Below are 15186 nucleotides of genomic sequence, written 5' to 3'. Positions count from 1 at the left end.
ATTGATTTCCGCCCCAGCCGGACGCTTTCCGTGGGGTGAGCGATAAGCCATCACCCGTCGCTAACGCGCGCGGTTGTGATGACTTATCTGTCTCACTCATCCCACTGGAGTCGCCGTCTTCGCTCCAATCAATAAATGGGAACAGCTTTAGCATTGATAAAGAACTAATAAATTTACTCGCATAAACAAAGCTAAAAAACTGTCACCAACCCCATTTTCATCATCTATTTATGTTCTTAATAGCCATTTGAAAGTTCAATTGTTTATGTTTACAGTCACTATAAAAAGGAATTGTTAGTCAAAATCAACCAATAACTTTAACAAAGCTATTCATTAAAAGAGACTATCTCAACAAGCTAAGATAGTCTCCTTTGTTTTATAAAATTCTGAAGCTATGGATAAATTGAGTTTATCGCCTTGCCCCTCGGGGTCAAATGGTAAAAAGCTCCGGTGGCTGAGGAACTGCCTCCTCGCTTTTCTCCATTTGCCTGTCGGGGCAGACATAGGCGCTTGCGCTTTTCTTGATGTCTAGCTTCAGCGCCTTACCCCTCGGGGTCAAATGGATAATAGCTCCGGTGGCTGAGGAACTGCCTCCTCGCTATTCTCCATTTGCCTGTCGGGGCAGAGACAGGCGCTTGCGCTTTTCTTGTTTATTCGCTTCTTGACATTCCTGTATAGATTAATACTAAACGTAATAATTCTAATACGGCAACTGCTGCTGCTGCAACGTATGTTAATGCTGCTGCACTTAATACTTTTTTAGCGTGACGCTCTTCTTCGTTTCTAATTACTCCTAATGAAACCATTTGGTTCATAGCACGACTAGAAGCATTAAACTCTACAGGAAGTGTAACGATTTGGAATACAACCCCCATAGCAAGAAGAATGATACCTAATAACAGCATATTAGTAGAAGTAGCAAAGATACCAATCATGATAAATACCCATGAGGCATTGGAAGAAATATTAGCTACTGGTACTAACTTGTGTCGTAATGTTAAGAAAGAGTATGCCTCTTTATGTTGAATCGCATGACCAACTTCATGGGCAGCTATTGCAGCTCCAGCTACAGAAGCCTCATGGTAGTTATGGCTAGATAAAGCTACTATTTTCGTCATTGGGTTATAATGATCACTCAAAAACCCGCTACTTTCCACTACCTTAACTTCATATAAACCATTCTCATCTAATATTCGTCTAGCTACTTCTGCACCAGTCATTCCTGAAGTGGAGCGGACTTTGGAATATTTCTTATAGGTACTTTTTACTTTCATTTGTGCGTATAGTGGCAACAATAAAATTATCGCAAAATAAACGATATACATTCCCAACAGAAATTCCCCCTCTCGATATCTAATTAATATTTTATATGCTATTTACCTTGCAATCAACTGATACGATTTGTCCTTTTCTGATATACGACATACGATAAGAGAATACACGCAATCGATAACCAGAAGGTAAAATAGCCTATATTACTAGCGTACTCACTTAGGCTTCTATACGTAGGCATTTGACCAAATACATAGTCTATCACATCATTGTGGAGCGTCCAAATGGCTGCGATCACAATATGGACAAATTTAAATCGGTAAAAAGGAATATATAGAATAGCTTGAAGTGCCATAGCAAAATGTGAGCCTACTAGCATCCAGCCCATCCAGCCTATATCTCCAGTTTCTACTAACGTCCATAAATTCATAACAACAGCCCATAGTCCGTATTTCACAAGTGTAATAAGCGCTAAAGCTTCTATTAGTTTCCAGTTTTTATTCATTAGCCAACCTAAAAGAGCAAGTGTAAAAAATAGACTCGCCGTTGGACTATCCGGTACAAATATTAGAAATTTTGTTTCAGTAACAGATAATTGGCCATTATACCAATAATATCCATAAATTGTTCCGATTAGGTTTACGTAAAATAACAACCACATGAATGATTTATTGTAGAGCAACAATTTTATATGCGTCATCATATATATTTCCCATACTCCCCTATTTTATTATAACTAGAATAACTATAATTTTTTGTGAAGAATTTGTAAAATTTCATTAAAGGAATAATTGCTAAAAAAAGAGAGTCAGTTACCTGACTCTCTTTTTTTGGATTATTCTGCTGGTTGTAAAGTTGTGATAAACTCAGCAAGCTGTTGTAATTCCTCTTCCGTTCCTTGGAATGTGCCACCTGGCATAGTTCCAATCCCTTCATGAGCAATTTCAACGATTTCTTCAGCTGTATATTCTAAACCAATAAGTGGTTTACCTATACCGCCTTCAAAAGCATTACCGTGACAACCTATACATGATGAGCCCTGATATATTTCAAATCCAGGAGCAGTTTCATCAATTTCTACAGCCACTTCTTCTCTAATTTCACCTTGTGCTTTAGCAGCTTCCCAGTCGTGGTTAGCTACAGATTCCCAAGTTAAGAAAATAATTGAAGCGATAGCTAAAAGCATGAAACCAGTTGGTAATGGACGTTTCCATGGGCTTCTTTCCTTGCTTGTATCTAAGAATGGTACTAGTAAAAGTGCTCCGAAAGCAAGACCTGGCATAACGATTGCTCCAATGATGTTGTATGGTCCAGAAGCAAATTCGTATTTTAATAATTGATATAAAAATAGGAAATACCAGTCAGGTAAAGGAATATAAGCTGTGTCCGTTGGATCAGCTGGTCGCTCTAACGGCGATGGATGTGCAACTGTCAATACTAAATAACCGACTAAAAATACTGCTCCGACTAACCATTCTTTTAGCAAGAAGTCAGGCCAGAAAGCTTCTGTTTTACCTGGATACTCAGAATAGTCTTTAGGAGTTTTCTTTTTACGGCTAGAAGGATCCGTTACACGAGAATCTCCAACAAATTTCAAACCTTTTCCGCGATGCATATTGTCCCCTCCTTTTAAGAATTATCTGTTCCACTTACCCATTATAGTGGTCCAGAAATACCTTGACGACGAATCATGATAAAGTGAGCTGCAAGTAAAGCAAAAAGAGCAGCCGGCAAGAAGAATACATGAATCGCGAAGAATCTTGTTAATGTTTGTGCACCGATGATTGTCTCATCACCAGCTAATAATGTTTTGATCATGCCACCGATAACCGGTACAGATGCGGCAATTTCAATACCTACTTTTGTAGCGAACAATGCTTTCATGTCCCAAGGAAGTAGGTAACCTGTAAATCCTAAACCTAACATAACAGCGAAGATTAATACTCCGACCATCCAGTTTAGTTCACGAGGTTTTTTGTAAGAACCAGTAAAGAATACACGTAAAGTATGTAAGAACATCATAACAATTACAAGAGATGCTCCCCAGTGATGCATTCCACGCACGATTTCACCGAATGCTACTTCATTTTGAAGGTAGTAAACTGATTCCCATGCATTCTCGATATCCGGTACATAATACATTGTTAAGAACATACCAGATAGAATTTGAATAACTGTAATGAAGAACGTTAATCCCCCGAAACAATAAACAAATGCTGAGAAATGATGTGCAGGGTTTACGTGTTCTGGTACTTCATGGTCTGCAATATCACGCCATATAGGTGTAATATCAAGACGTTCATCCACCCAATCATAGATTTTATTAAGCACTGATGTCGTACCCCCTTACATTAAACTAATGTGTTAGTTATAGCTTTTCCAATTTCTAAGAAACCGTTATTTTCACGTACTTCAAATTGATCCAACGGACCTAGAGGTGGTGTTTTTGCAACATTCTGTCCGTTTTTCTCGTAACGGCCTGCGTGACATGGACAGAAAAATTGATTTTTGTGTGCTGGGTCACCTTCCCAGTTAACTGTGCATCCTAAGTGTTTACATACTGGAGACAATGCAATAATGCTATCTCCTTCTTTGTAAACCCATGCAGCGCTAGTTACATCAGACTTGTACCAGGCATCTACCTGCTCGAAAGTAAAGTCTACTCGTTCAGGAACCTCAGTAAGGTCTGCAATCTTCTTCTCAGTCAGTACATAATCTCCACCTTCTGATTTTTGCAATACAGGATCAACTGCAAAACGTACCATTGGCATAAGCATACCTGCTGCCATGAATCCGCCAACACCTGTTAATGTATAACTTAAAAATTGGCGTCTTGATACTTTATTGTTACTCATCCTTTTCCCCCCTCTAACTTAAAGGTCAGTCCAATGGACATACTTGCTTGAATTAATAATACTAGGACATTTCAATGATATATCAATAAAAAAGGAAGGTCAATAATTCCTGCTACGAATTATGAACTTTGTGAACAAATAATGAAACATATTGTCACTAATTCGCCCACTTATTCGCAAAACGAGGGATTAATTGTCTTAATTGATCCTCCAATACGGATAATTTCATTTTTTGATCCATGGAATCAAGTGGTATTGATGGGAACCACAGGACATTTTGTTCCTCTCCCATTGTACTCCACTCTCTGTCAGAAGTAACGTAAAAGATATGTTTAAATCCAGCTTTTTTAAATTCTTCATTCCAAGCCTCCAATAATGATAGCTTGTCCTGAGATCCTGTATAAGAGAAGGAAGGAAATAAAACGATCCTTCCTTTGAACTGATTTTCAATTGTATTTGCTAGCGACAAAGTAAAATCTGCAGCTGAGGCAGCAAATGGAAATCCATGCTCTGAACCATCTATTAATATAAGTGGGACTATCGCTGTGTCAATATATTCTTTTTGTGCTTGAAAAACTGTGCTATCTTTTCCGTTCCAATGCATGTTATCTCTCCTATTTTTCTCTATACGGTAGATTTTTCCATAGTGCGGAAAGTTCGAGAAACTTTTCTTTATTATTATCATCAATTGCTTGATCAATCTGTTTTTTTAGTTGTTCGGCCTGAAAAGATTGCAAGCTTTCGGTTAAAATATCCTCTGCAATTAGCTTATCTTTTTCACTAATATGCAGATATTTGGGCATATACGGGTTTTCTTCTAATACTGCTAAATACTCGGGACTTGGGGGCAGTGTTTGAAAGTTCAATTGTATATACATCTCTTCATCTGGGTTTAAGCGAAGATCGTGAAAAGATTTTTCAGCATCTGCTGTCATGATACTACCTTTATAAAATCTAAAAGGTATTCCGGAGGATGTAGTAACAGACATAATCATAGCTCTTGGACAATAATGGGCTTCCTCCACAAAGTGTACATTGTTCAACATTGTTTCGTGGCTTATTAAGTAATTTAAAATCCACACACATTCTCTTCTCTTCATTTGATACTTTTTCAGAAACCAACGGACAAATTCTTTTTTCTCACCAACTGAAACAGAAGCAGTCACATAACCTCTCCTTCCTATCATTATTCCATCATGTCAAACCATTCACTGTTTTCTGGCTGAAGCTCTTGTAATATCAAAATAATTTCTCTTGCTTCTTCACGTTTACCATCTTCTAAAAGGAAGTATAAGTACTTTTCCAAAAATGCTGCATCCTCTTTATGTTCAGTATATGCAAGCTTATAAAATTCGTATGCTTTTTCATACATTTCTAACCGCTCATATGCTGAGGCTAAAAGGGGATACATAGAAGACATCTCAAATTGCTCTTGCTTTAAGGTTTCATAGAGGTCAATTAACTCCTCATCCATTTCCTCCTGGGAGAACAAGGAAGAAAGTATGTAAATAGCATCCATGTACTCAGGGTCTAATGCGATTGCTTCCTGAAGAAAACCTTCTGCTTCTTTCACTCTACCCAATTTTAGAGAAATTTTACCTGCAAATAAATAATATTCTTTTTCAAATTCATCTCTAGCGATTCCATCTGTAATAGCACTCAGTGCTTCCTCATTCTTTTCAAGCATAGCGTATGTTTCCGCTAAAAGCATATAGCCAGAGAAGAAATCTGGGTCTATTTCTAAAAGATGATTTAAATGTTTTGCAGCCGTTTCATACTGTCTAACTTGGAAAAATGCATATCCTGCCTGAAAAAGAACCTCTGGTGCAGCTTCCTTTTGAAGGGCCTCTGTATAATAAGGGATAGCCTCTTCATACGCTGCTCCAGCACTATAGATTTCAGCTATTTTTAATGAAAGATCCACTCCTTGCAGCTCACTTTTAGAAGCTAAAAGATCTTCCATAAGTCTCGCAGCCTCTAAATACCGTCCAGTTTCAAATAAAAGTTCTCCTTTTGCATATTGCAAAAGTGGCTCTCCCGGTAATAGAGCGATTGCTTCTTCTATTTTATGTTCGGCAACCTCATATAAACCAATCATTTGATAATAATCAGCTAATGTAAGTAAGGCCTGTGGATAGGACTCGCTGTTCTTCTCTATATTACTTAGCATTTCCAAAGCATCGTCCTCTTTATTCAATTCTAAAAATAATTGTGCGAGGTCTATTTTCAGTTGGTCTTCCTCTGGAAATAAAAAGTTTAAATGCTCTAACGTTTTTATTGCCTCTTGTATAAAACCATATTCTGTTAATAAGTCTGCTAATCCATACTGCTCGTCAGGATTTTCCTCTAGTAAGAAAGCATCTACCATGCCATCAAGCTTTTCTATATCTCCATCCTCCATAACTCGGATAAAGGGAATCATTTTTTCCATAACATCACCATTCCTTCTCTACTATTTAATCGTACAAGAACTTTGAAGGTTGAACAAGAAAAAGACTCTCCTTGATCAGGAGAGTATGGGAAATTTATTTATTTTATGACATTTTCTAAGTGTTCAAAGAAATTTGGATAGGAAACGGCTATACATTCCTGATTATCAATTGAAACTATACCATCGGTTACTAACGCAGCAATAGCTGCCATCATTCCAATACGATGATCTCCGTATGTAGAAAGTTCGCCACCATGCAATGGAGTTGGCCCCTCAATGACCATTCCATCTTCTGTTGGATTAATATTCGCTCCAAGCTTTCTCAGTTCATTGACCACGGCATCAATACGATTAGTTTCTTTTACCTTTAACTCCTCCGCGTTTTTAATAATTGTTTTACCTTTAGCTTGTGTGGCAAGAAGTGCTATTACTGGTATCTCATCTATTAACCTTGGAATGAGATCTCCGCCAATTTCAGTTCCTACTAAATTAGAAGTTTCTATCGTCAACGTACCGATTGGCTCGTGACTTGCATTATTTTGTGTCTCAATAGTTAATGTGGCACCCATTGCTTTTAGCACATCTATAATTCCTGTACGGGTTTCGTTCAACCCAACATTAGTTAGCACAAGCTTACTATCTAAAGCGATAGCCCCAGCAACTAAGAAAAATGCTGCAGAAGAAATATCACCAGGGACTACAACGTGTGCTCCTGTTAGCTTTTGTCCACCCTGAAGGCTAATTACATTGTCTTTTACTGAAATTTCTGCTCCGAAATGCTTGAGCATCTTTTCTGTATGATCTCGAGTGGTTTCTAGCTCTTCTACAACAGTCTCTCCTTCTGAATTTAGAGCAGCTAGCAATATAGCAGATTTCACTTGAGCACTGGCTACAGGCATTTTATAATGAATCGCTTTTAGGGTTGTCCCCTCTACGGCAATAGGGGTGTATTGTCCATTCGCTCGACCTATTAGCTTGGCCCCCATTTGCTTGAGCGGCTCTGTGACTCGCTTCATTGGTCGTTTTTGAATAGACTCGTCGCCTATTAACACAGAAGAAATACTAGAGCCTGCTAGAATCCCAAGCATTAGACGAGTCGTTGTACCTGAATTCCCTGTATATAAAATTTCATCAGGTTCCTTCCAAGTAGAAATCCCCTGGCTATCGATTTGCACATGCTCACCGTCTACCTTAATATCTACACCAAGCTTGCCGAAACAATCAATCGTACTTAGGCAATCGTCACTTTGTAGAAACCCCTCTACCGTTGTTGTTCCTTCCGCAATAGCCCCAAACATAATCGAACGGTGGGAGACTGATTTATCTCCTGGTATTTTAATGCTTCCTTGTAAGGAAGGCTTACCAAAGTTTAAAAGTTTAACTGTCATAGTTAATTCCTCCCTACGCAATATAAGTCTCAAATGATGTATGTGCAGCAATACATCGAACTGCCTGTGCTCGGTCCTCCATTGTTTGAAAACTAATAACCAAAATACCAAACACATCTTCTCTAGTTTCGACAATGCGCAAGTTTGTAATGCTTATATGCTCTTTCGCTAAATAACCAATAACTTCGGCGATAACCCCCGCATAGTCAGGGATATCCACATACAGGTCATACACTGTATATAAAGCACCTTGCGCTACTGGGAGTTCGTCTCGGACTTGTTTAGCCTGAGCAAAATAAGCTTCAATTTCTGTTTCATCGGCCCCATCTATTAGATGCTTTAAACGAAGCATTTCCTCGGTCCATTGCTGAAGCTGCTTACTGATTTCTTCACGATTTTGCATCGTTATATCTCGCCACATGACGGGATTGGAAGAGGCAATTCTTGTGATATCGCGAAATCCTCCAGCTGCGAGCTGTCTCGTAAAAGGATAGCTCTTATTCTCTGCCGATAATTGATGAACTAAAGAGGCTGCAATTAAATGAGGAAAGTGACTTACAGTAGCAGTCATATGATCGTGCTCATGTGCACTTATCTCGATTATCTTCGCCTTCGTTACTAGTAATAACTCTTTTAATCTATTAACGTTCTCTATTGGTTCATCAACAAAGGGAGTTAACAAATAATAAGCGTTCTCAAACAAGTAGGCCCGTGCCGCTCCTACTCCACTCTTGTGGGAGCCAGCCATCGGGTGTCCTCCGATAAAAGTGATTCCATGGTGCTTCAAGTTTAGAGCGGCATTCATTATTTCATTTTTGGTGCTGCCTGTGTCGGTTATAATCACATTGTTTTTTAGTTCCCAGTCTGGAAGGAGTTTCATAAGCTCTATCGTGATGCTTACTGGAGTAGCGAATATAATGATATCCGCATGCTTCGCAGCTTCCTCCATATTAGAAGCAATCTCATCTATAACCCCTAGCTTTTTCGCGGTTTCAAGAGATTTGGCATTAGAATCATAGCCTACAATTGTTAAATCGTCTCTCCTCTTTAACCCAAGTGCAAGAGAGCCCCCAATAAGACCAAGCCCTATTATCAGGATGTTCTTATTCATTTAAACTACTCCTAACTCAGTCAACACTTCATCAAGTTTTTGAAGTAGCCCCTCGTTTTGTTCCTTCGTCCCAATTGTAATACGCAGGTATCCTGGTTTACCTAAAGCATTACCACTGCGAACGATATATCCACGTTGCATGAGCCCTTGAAAAACTTCGTCGCTGTCTGCTTTGACTTCCATCATGATGAAGTTTGTTTGAGATGGATAAAAATGAAGATTACGCTCATTACAATATGCTTCAAACTGAGACTTTCCATCGTTGTTTTTCTTCTTACATTCTGCAATAAATTGCTGATCGCTCAATCCAAGAATGGCTGCTTCCTGTGATATAACTGTATTGTTGAATGGCTCTCTTGTCGGCTCTAACTGGCTAATTACTTCCTCGGATCCAACAGCATAACCAACGCGGAAGCTAGCTAGCCCATACGCTTTAGAGAAAGTACGCATTACTAAGACATTCGGATGATTTTCTATTAACGAAATAGAATCTTCATAGTTGGGGTCCGTAATATATTCGGTGTATGCCTCATCTAAGACGATTAACACGTCTCTTGGGGCTTGCTCCACAAATGCCTTAATTTTATCACTTGGAGTTAATGTCCCTGTAGGATTATTCGGATTACAAATCCATACAATAGCTGTATTTTCATCGATAGCTGCTAGCATCTGCTCTAAATCATGTTCTCCATCCACAGTCAATGGAACAGTTCTAGTTTCAGCGCCTTCAACTATAGCATTGTGTTTGTATTGACCAAAAGTTAAATCTGCCATAATAGTATTTAAGCCAGGCTCAAGCATAGCTCTAGAAACAATTAAAATATTCTCATCTGAGCCATTACCAAATAACAACTGCTTCTCCGAAACATTCAAATGATTAGCAACTGCTGTACGAAGTCTAGAAGCATATCCATCTGGGTATAAAGCAAAATCTATAGAAGCATTTGTGAGAAATTCCTTTACTTTTGGTGAAGCACCATATGGATTTTCATTAGAGGCTAGCTTTGTAACTGTTTCTAGATTAAATGCCTTCTTCACTTCATCCATTGTTTTTCCAGGTTGGTATGCTTGCAATCCAGCAATTTGTTTTTTAAATTTCATCCTATTTACCCCAATTCTATTATGATCTTTTTAATAAATCTGGTCTCAATTGAACTGCCTTGTTTAAATATATGTGCTGTATTTCCTTTTGTGATTTAACGGTGTTAACGTGTATCATTAGCCGTATACATTTCTCAAGCGCACCTGGAACATTCATTTCGTGCGTACACATAACAGGGACGTATGCCCACCCACTTATTTCTCGAACTGCTCTTGCTGGAAATGCAGATGTAATATCCGATGTAGTACTTATAATGACAGAAGCAATCGACTCTGGTTCAATATCGTTTGCCTTCGCCATTTCTAAAGCAAGACGGGACGTTTCCTGAAGAACCTCTTCATTAGAATCTGCATTGACTGTTGTTGCTCCTCTAATGCCTCTTATCACTTATTTCCCCTCCCTAATCCATTGTCGTAATTCTTCATCACACAGTCTTACTGCATCTACCGGTACTACCTGTATAAATGGCTTGCCTATAGTTTCAAGCAATGCAAAATGCAATTGCTTATTTATAGTTTTTTTATCTTTTTGCATGTAGGCTGCCAATTGCTCAAACGGACAATCTAAAATCTGCTCAAAATTATATTCCAACCTATTAGCTAATGAATAAAACCTTTTAGCAAAGCCTTTAGGGAGTTGCCCATACTTCTCACTAAGCAATAGAGCAGGAATCATGCCAATCATGACAGCTTCTCCATGAGAGATCTTTCCATACCCAATTGCAGCTTCAACTGCGTGACCATATGTATGTCCAAAATTTAAATATTTGCGAAAGTTGCTTTCTTTTTCATCCATTTCCACAATTTTTGCTTTCACACGGATGCCTTTATTTATCCACTGTAATAATTGGTCTTTTTCCAAATTGCTTAATGAAGTGATTTGGAAAAATTCTTCAACCCACTCACTGTCGCTAATGAGGGAATGCTTAATCACTTCAGCCATTCCCGATTTAACTTCTGAAAGAGGTAGAGATTTCAAAAAATGAACATCATAAATAACTTCCTGTGGCTGATAGAAAGCCCCTATCATGTTCTTTCCTAGAGGGTGATTAATAGCGGTTTTACCACCAACCGAGCTATCATGAGCTAAAATAGTAGTTGGTATTTGATAAAAGTCTATTCCCCTCATAAACGTAGCCGCAACAAATCCGGTCAAATCGCCTACAGCCCCTCCCCCTAAGGCAAATATAGCTGAATTTCGGGATGCACCGTTCTGTAATAGAAAGGATTGTACATTAAAATAGGATTCAAATGTTTTACATGACTCACCAGATGGAACAAGGAACAGGTTAAATGGCGCAGTAAAGTTTTTTCTTACATAACTTTCATGCAGATTCCATACATTTTCATCACTAATCATGATTAACTGATCATAATTTTCGAGTGTCTTTTTGTTTCTTTTAGAGAAATCCTCCAAAATGTTCTCACCTAAATGAACCTCATAATTAGATGCATTCGTTTTTACTGGGATAATCATGGCTTAAAACCCCTTTGTATACGCTCTATGTTTCTGAATATCTGATTTCAGTACTTCCATTTGATCTGCTTTAAACGTATCTAATATTGCAGAAGCTATCTCCCATGCAATAACATTTTCTGCCACAACAGATGCTGCGGGTACTGCACAGCTATCGGAACGTTCAATACTAGCTTTAAAAGGTTCTTTGGTATCAATATCTACACTTTGTAAAGGTTTATATAAGGTTGGGATAGGCTTCATAACCCCTCTAATTACAATCGGCATACCAGTAGACATACCACCTTCGATACCACCGAGCCTATTCGTATCTCGAATGTAACCATCTTCTTCATTCCAAGAAATTTGGTCATGCACTTGGCTGCCAAATAAGTTAGCCATTTCAAACCCTAAGCCAACCTCAACACCCTTAAATGCATTGATGCTAAGCATTGCCATTGCAAGCTTTCCGTCTAGCTTACGGTCATAGTGAACGTAGCTTCCCACACCGGCAGGCATTCCCGTAATGATGACCTCTACCACTCCGCCTATCGTGTCACCAGCTTTTTTAGCTTGGTCAATAGCTTCTACCATTTTCAATGACGCTTCAGAATCTAAACAGTAGACAGGGTCGTTCTCCACTTTTTCACGTATATCATCTATTGTCATACCTTCAGCTAAATTCAGGTTAGCTTCAATGCCACCTATTTTCGTTACATGAGCAACGATAGAAATGCCTAGTTCGTTTAATAGTTGCTTTGCAACAGCTCCCACAGCCACTCGGACCGTAGTTTCCCTCGCAGAGGATCGCTCCAATACGTTTCGTAGGTCACGATGTCCATATTTCATACCTCCAACGAGATCGGCATGTCCTGGACGAGGTCGTGTTATCTTTCTTTTTATTTCATCTGGATTCATGTCCTCATCTAGTGGCTCTATTCCCATAATATGAGTCCAATGTTTCCAATCATCATTATTTACTACTAGACAAACTGGAGATCCTAATGATTTACCATGTCGCACTCCCGCTGTAATTGCTACTGTGTCTTTTTCTATTTGCATGCGTCTTCCTCGACCATGTCCACCTTGACGTCTTTTTAGTTCTTTATTTATCTTTTCACTTGTGATATCTAATTGTGCTGGTAACCCTTCAATGATTGCAGTAAGCTGTGGACCATGTGATTCACCTGCTGTTAAATAACGCATAACGCTTTCCCCCTTCAACTCGCTAAAGTATTTGTTTTCAACTATATCATATTTACTTAGAGTATAGAAGAAAAACTGTCCGTTTTTTAGCGGACAGTTCCTCATTAAAAATCGACAAATTAAAATCACTTACCAATCAAATTCGTTCTACATTTTCCGGTAGAAAAACGTATCCTCTGTTACAAAATCGTACTTGGTAGGATTAAAAATTTGTTCTGTGCTTCCAACAAAAAGGATTCCGCCAGGACGTAGCGACTTGCTAAAGTTTTGATAAATCTGATCCTTAGCTTCTTCTGTAAAATAAATCATTACGTTACGGCAAATGATTAAATCGAGATTTCTCTCGTATGTATCCAATAAAAGATTATGCTTTTTAAAAGAAACAGTTCTTTTAATGGTGTCGTCAATTTTATAAAAAGGCGCTTGCTTCTCAAAATATTTATTTTTCATATCTAAGGGAACCTCTGCTAACGATCGTTCCGGATAGATTCCTACCTTTGCTCTTTGAATAGCATTTTCGTCAATATCCGTTGCTAGAATAGAAATTTGGCTAATCGGTAGATGATTAGACAATACCATTGCTGTAGTATATGGTTCTTCACCTGTAGAACATGCTGCACTCCATATTTTAAGCCTCTTGTTATCAGCTAGTAGCTTTGGAAAAATTTTTTGTTGTAATACTTCCCACCTCTTGCTATTTCGATAAAACTCAGACACATTGATTGTCATTCGGTCGAGGAATTCATTTAGAAGATCTCGGTCCGTGTCAATCGCCTCAAAGAAAGAAACAAAATTTTTATATCCCTTCTTTTCATATAAAGATGTCAGGCGTCGTTTCATTTGAGCTTCTTTATACAGAGCTAAATCGATGCCAGTTTTCTTTTTAATAGACTCTACAAACTTTATGTAATCTTGCAAATAATATCGTTCCCTTCCACCAGCCTATCTATAAAGTATATCGCAATATAGTCATTTCGAATACAGCAAAAAAACAGAGAAATGTGAACATTTACGCATATACTTTATATATGTATTACAAATAATCCAAAGCAAAGCGTGAGTCACCTAAGGAATAACCGCATGAGGACTATAGGCACAGACAACCTGCTGCAGGAAGTAAACGCTTTATCAGAGAACAAATATTAAAAAATGTCTATCCATACGCTATAAAACATAAAAACCTCTCTGGAAAATCGAGTTCTTTCATAAGAGGAGTGAATTTTCTTGGAGTGTTTTTTGTTGTGAAATGCTAAACTTAAAATAATGAATCAGCTTTTTGAAATAAAGGATAAAAATGAAAAAATAGATATTAGTTAGGAGAATTCAATGAAAAGCCTTTTAAATTCAACCCTAATTTTTGTAATACTCCTTTTCATTAGTTTGAATTGGGTAATTTTTTGGGGTGGTATCTATGAAGAGATGAACATTGATATTGAAAAGTATGGTTGGACACCTTATGTCTCTATTCTTATTCTACTTCTGGTGTTTACTAGAGGTAAGTTACTATTTAATAGCAGGAATAGAGGAAAAGATGGAGAAAAACTACCGAAATTGATTTATATCATACTGATTTTAACTGCCATTATTCTGTTACTCTTCCCTCCTGTACTAAGCTTCCTTAACAAATAAGAGGTCTTTACTTTAATGAAGTATTTAATTATTTGAATTAAAGCTGTCCGTTATTTAAAAGAGAGGGGATTTTAAATAAAACTACAAGGAGCTAGAAGTTGCATTTTCTAGCTCCTTTTTTGTAAATTGTTAAATCTACCCCTATCATTCTCCAATGAGTTAATTTAGCCTAAAAAAAAGACTGTAGATAAACTTAAATTAAGTTTATCTACAGTCTAAGCCATCTCCTTAGCAGAGAATAGCTTTGTTTTTTTAATTAGTTAATCCAGTTGTTAGCATCTTTAGCGTAAGAAACTAATTCTTCTTGTTTGAAGAATAAGCCAATTTCACGTTCAGCGCTTTCAGATGAATCCGAACCGTGGATAATGTTTTTACCAACAGTTACTGCGAAATCTCCACGAATTGTTCCTGGAGCAGACTCTTTAGGGTTAGTAGCACCCATCATTAAACGAGCTGTAGAGATAACATTTTCCCCTTCCCAAACCATTGCAAAAACTGGTCCAGAAGTGATGAATTCTACAAGTTCTCCGAAGAACGGACGCTCTTTGTGCTCACCATAATGTTGTTCTGCTAATTCAGTAGGAATTTGCATTAATTTTGCTCCAACTAATTGGAATCCTTTTTTCTCGAAACGACTAACGATTTCACCGATTAGGTTACGTTGTACGCCGTCAGGTTTTACCATTAAAAATGTTTTTTCCATTATGAACACTCCTTCAAATATAAAATGGATTTTA

General features: G+C 37.9%; 17 protein-coding genes. 1 reads left to right on the top strand and 16 read right to left on the bottom strand.

Annotated features, from left to right (window positions below):
* Positions 1-650: 650 nt before the first annotated feature.
* From NSQ95_RS08235 to NSQ95_RS08165, 15 genes are all read right to left on the bottom strand, one after another.
* Positions 651-1325 carry a zinc metallopeptidase gene (locus NSQ95_RS08235; RefSeq protein ID WP_251556021.1) on the bottom strand — a complete coding sequence of 225 codons (675 nt, stop codon included), beginning with the start codon at positions 1323-1325 and terminating at the stop codon, positions 651-653.
* Between the two features lie 62 nt (positions 1326-1387).
* Positions 1388-1975 carry a DUF1405 domain-containing protein gene (locus NSQ95_RS08230; protein ID WP_251555911.1) on the bottom strand — a complete coding sequence of 196 codons (588 nt, stop codon included), beginning with the start codon at positions 1973-1975 and terminating at the stop codon, positions 1388-1390.
* Between the two features lie 132 nt (positions 1976-2107).
* Positions 2108-2887 (bottom strand): menaquinol-cytochrome c reductase cytochrome b/c subunit, encoded by a 780-nt coding sequence (locus NSQ95_RS08225; RefSeq protein ID WP_251555914.1) that lies wholly within the window; start codon positions 2885-2887, stop codon positions 2108-2110.
* A 41-nt stretch (positions 2888-2928) separates the two neighbouring features.
* Entirely contained in the window at positions 2929-3603 is a 675-nt protein-coding gene (locus tag NSQ95_RS08220; RefSeq protein ID WP_144536871.1) for a cytochrome b6, read from the bottom strand.
* A gap of 20 nt (positions 3604-3623) precedes the next feature.
* Positions 3624-4127 (bottom strand): ubiquinol-cytochrome c reductase iron-sulfur subunit, encoded by a 504-nt coding sequence (locus tag NSQ95_RS08215; RefSeq protein ID WP_169359565.1) that lies wholly within the window; start codon positions 4125-4127, stop codon positions 3624-3626.
* A gap of 157 nt (positions 4128-4284) precedes the next feature.
* Entirely contained in the window at positions 4285-4731 is a 447-nt protein-coding gene (locus NSQ95_RS08210) for a DUF2487 family protein (RefSeq protein ID WP_169359566.1), read from the bottom strand.
* Positions 4732-4741: 10 nt separating this feature from the next.
* Positions 4742-5293, bottom strand: coding sequence for a ReoY family proteolytic degradation factor (locus NSQ95_RS08205; RefSeq protein ID WP_169359567.1), 552 nt, complete (start codon positions 5291-5293; stop codon positions 4742-4744).
* Between the two features lie 20 nt (positions 5294-5313).
* On the bottom strand, positions 5314-6558 hold the full coding sequence (locus tag NSQ95_RS08200; RefSeq protein WP_251555917.1) for a tetratricopeptide repeat protein: 1245 nt from the start codon (positions 6556-6558) through the stop codon (positions 5314-5316).
* A gap of 98 nt (positions 6559-6656) precedes the next feature.
* Positions 6657-7946 carry a 3-phosphoshikimate 1-carboxyvinyltransferase gene (aroA, locus tag NSQ95_RS08195; RefSeq protein ID WP_251555921.1) on the bottom strand — a complete coding sequence of 430 codons (1290 nt, stop codon included), beginning with the start codon at positions 7944-7946 and terminating at the stop codon, positions 6657-6659.
* Between the two features lie 13 nt (positions 7947-7959).
* A complete protein-coding gene (locus tag NSQ95_RS08190) occupies positions 7960-9057 on the bottom strand; it encodes a prephenate dehydrogenase (protein WP_169359569.1) in 1098 nt (365 codons plus the stop codon).
* Positions 9058-10158 (bottom strand): histidinol-phosphate transaminase, encoded by a 1101-nt coding sequence (gene hisC / locus NSQ95_RS08185; protein WP_169359570.1) that lies wholly within the window; start codon positions 10156-10158, stop codon positions 9058-9060.
* Positions 10159-10177: 19 nt separating this feature from the next.
* Entirely contained in the window at positions 10178-10546 is a 369-nt protein-coding gene (gene aroH / locus NSQ95_RS08180; RefSeq protein WP_169359571.1) for a chorismate mutase, read from the bottom strand.
* Positions 10547-11635: a 3-dehydroquinate synthase gene (gene aroB, locus NSQ95_RS08175; protein ID WP_251555922.1), complete on the bottom strand. Its 1089-nt coding sequence runs from the start codon at positions 11633-11635 to the stop codon at positions 10547-10549.
* Between the two features lie 3 nt (positions 11636-11638).
* Positions 11639-12820, bottom strand: coding sequence for a chorismate synthase (gene aroC, locus NSQ95_RS08170; RefSeq protein ID WP_169359573.1), 1182 nt, complete (start codon positions 12818-12820; stop codon positions 11639-11641).
* A 147-nt stretch (positions 12821-12967) separates the two neighbouring features.
* On the bottom strand, positions 12968-13738 hold the full coding sequence (locus NSQ95_RS08165; protein ID WP_251555924.1) for a protein-glutamate O-methyltransferase CheR: 771 nt from the start codon (positions 13736-13738) through the stop codon (positions 12968-12970).
* Between the two features lie 408 nt (positions 13739-14146).
* On the opposite strand from NSQ95_RS08165, the gene NSQ95_RS08160 reads away from it, so the two are divergent.
* A complete protein-coding gene (locus NSQ95_RS08160; protein WP_340883712.1) occupies positions 14147-14449 on the top strand; it encodes a hypothetical protein in 303 nt (100 codons plus the stop codon).
* A gap of 256 nt (positions 14450-14705) precedes the next feature.
* Here the strand turns inward: NSQ95_RS08160 and ndk are convergent, their stop codons facing one another.
* Positions 14706-15152 carry a nucleoside-diphosphate kinase gene (ndk, locus tag NSQ95_RS08155; protein WP_169359576.1) on the bottom strand — a complete coding sequence of 149 codons (447 nt, stop codon included), beginning with the start codon at positions 15150-15152 and terminating at the stop codon, positions 14706-14708.
* Between the last annotated feature and the right edge of the window lie 34 nt (positions 15153-15186).

The sequence above is a fragment of the Psychrobacillus sp. FSL W7-1457 genome (assembly GCF_038593405.1).
Lineage (GTDB): Bacteria > Bacillota > Bacilli > Bacillales_A > Planococcaceae > Psychrobacillus.
The sequence above is the reverse complement of the archived record's forward strand: the minus strand, read 5'-3'. Positions and strand labels throughout refer to the sequence as shown.